Genomic DNA, 2,063 nt, shown 5'->3' with positions numbered 1-2,063 from the left:
CCTCCGGGATGTCCGACCTGACAGCCTTCTCGTTCGACCGTCTCACCAAGGCGATCGGCGTCCTGCTCGACCGCGCCGTCGCAGCCGGCGACATCCGCGCCGATGTCAGCGCCGAGGACCTCTTACGCGCGCTGGTCGGCATGTGCTATCTGCACGACCAGCCGGGCTGGCAGGCGAGCGTGGTGCGGCTGTTGGATGTGTTTGTCGACGGGCTGCGGTTGCGGGGGGACGCGGGCGACGTCACGGCGCGAGCGGCGCACGAGGGCAGGAAAAGGCCTGGTGCTGCCAGACAGGATTGAACTGTCGACCTCTCCATTACCAATGGAGTGCTCTACCACTGAGCTACGGCAGCATGTCCGGGATCATGATCAGGAATCGGCCGACAAGGCCGCTTGCGGACGGGCGGTTCTTGCCACAGGGCATCCCTTGGCGCAAGCGCTCGTGGCGCCCTAAATGGCCGGCAGCACGTCCAAAAACTCAGAGTTGCCGGGTGGATCGCGCGAATCCGGCTTCGTGCCGCTCCGATTCCCTGATCCTTCGTGCAGTGGCGGCGGCGCCTGGATTGGTGCATCGTGCCGGGCATCACTCGGAACGGGCCGATGACGATCGACCGGCAGGACAAATGGGACGACAAAGCGGCGCCGCGCATGAAAGACTCACGACGGGACCGGCTGAAAAGCGCGCTGCGTGAAAACCTCAGACGGCGCAAATCGCAGGCCAAGGAACGTGACATGGAGCGCAGTCAGGAGCGCAGTCAGGAACTCAACAAAGTGACCGCGGCGCCCTCGAACCATCATGAAAACGCGCTAGATGATGATACCGGAAGCGTCGGGGGCGGGTAGCAGCGTTCCGCCAGGCGCAATTTGTCTGGTTATTGTAGTGTGAGATCTCGGCATGACGGCAGGGGACGAGCCCGGAGACGGAAGCGCCAGCAGCGGCAATAGCGATCCCGCGAGGAAGATGTTTCCGCGTTACGAGCAGACCTTTCCGGCGCTGACGCCGCAGGAAATCGACCGGATGCGCCGGTTCGGCGAACTCAGGTCCTACCGTGACGGCGAGCTTCTGTTCGAGACCGGCAAGCCCGGGCCCGGCATGTTCGTCCTGCTTTCCGGCCACGTCGCGATCACGGAGCGTGACGGCCTCGGCCATGTCACGCCGGTCATCGAGCAGGGACCGGGCCAGTTCCTGGCCGAGATCGGCCAGCTCTCCGGCCGCAACGCGCTGGTCGACGGCCATGCCGAGGGTGAGGTCGAAACGCTGCTGATTCGCCCCGATCGGCTGCGGGCGCTGCTGGTCGCCGAGGCCGATCTCGGCGAGCGCGTCATGCGTGCGCTGATCCTGCGCCGGGTCAATCTGATCCAGGGCGGTGTCGGCGGCCCGGTGCTGATCGGGCCGTCGAGTTCCACCAGTGTCGCCCGCTTGGAGAATTTTCTTCTCCGCAACGGCTATCCCCATCACCTGCTCGACCCTGTCGCCGATCACGATGCCGCCGAGCTGATCGCGCGCTATTCGCCGTCGCCGGACGATTGGCCGCTGGTGGTGACCACCGACGGCACGGTGCTGCGCAATCCCAGCGAAAGCGAGATCGCCCGCGCGCTTGGCATGATCGGCGGTCCGCGCGGCCAGAAGATCTACGATGCCGCGATCGTCGGCTGCGGGCCGGCGGGGCTTGCGACCGCGGTCTATGCCGCCTCCGAGGGCCTGTCGGTGGTGATGCTGGATTCCCGCTCTTATGGCGGCCAGGCCGGCGCCAGCGCGCGGATCGAGAACTATCTCGGTTTTCCCACCGGCATCTCGGGGCAGGCGCTGGCGGGGCGCGCCTTCAGCCAGGCGCAGAAATTCGGCGCCGAGATCATGATCCCGATCAGCGCGCAATCGCTCGATTGCGAACGCCGCGACGGCGCCTTCACCCTGAAGCTCGACGATGGCGACGAGGTGCGTTCGCGCGCGGTCGTGGTGGCGAGCGGCGCGCGCTACCGGCGGCCGGCGATCGAAAATCTCGCGCGGTTCGAGGGGCGCGGGGTCTGGTACTGGGCCTCGCCGATCGAGGCGCGGCTCTGCGC

2 protein-coding genes, 1 tRNA gene and 1 pseudogene are annotated in these 2,063 nt (G+C 66.7%); 3 read left to right on the top strand and 1 reads right to left on the bottom strand.

All coding sequences use genetic code 11. The features are described 5' to 3' along the window. Window positions 1-299: pseudogene (locus WCB02_RS39310) on the top strand (TetR/AcrR family transcriptional regulator); the annotation flags it as partial. On the opposite strand, the gene WCB02_RS39305 reads toward WCB02_RS39310, so the two are convergent. Beyond that, window positions 278-352: transfer RNA gene (locus WCB02_RS39305), tRNA-Thr, on the bottom strand. The pseudogene WCB02_RS39310 and the gene WCB02_RS39305 overlap by 22 nt on opposite strands. Window positions 353-599: 247 nt before the next feature. Here WCB02_RS39305 and WCB02_RS39300 point away from each other — a divergent pair. Next, a complete protein-coding gene (locus WCB02_RS39300) occupies window positions 600-842 on the top strand; it encodes a hypothetical protein (RefSeq protein WP_423967741.1) in 243 nt (80 codons plus the stop codon). 118 nt (window positions 843-960) lie between these two features. After that, on the top strand, window positions 961-2,063 hold a 1,103-nt coding region (locus tag WCB02_RS39295; RefSeq protein ID WP_423967744.1), incomplete at its 3' end, for an FAD-dependent oxidoreductase.

The organism is Bradyrhizobium sp. (genome assembly GCF_049581145.1).
In the GTDB taxonomy this organism is placed as follows: domain Bacteria; phylum Pseudomonadota; class Alphaproteobacteria; order Rhizobiales; family Xanthobacteraceae; genus Bradyrhizobium.
The sequence above is the reverse complement of the archived record's forward strand: the minus strand, read 5'-3'. Positions and strand labels throughout refer to the sequence as shown.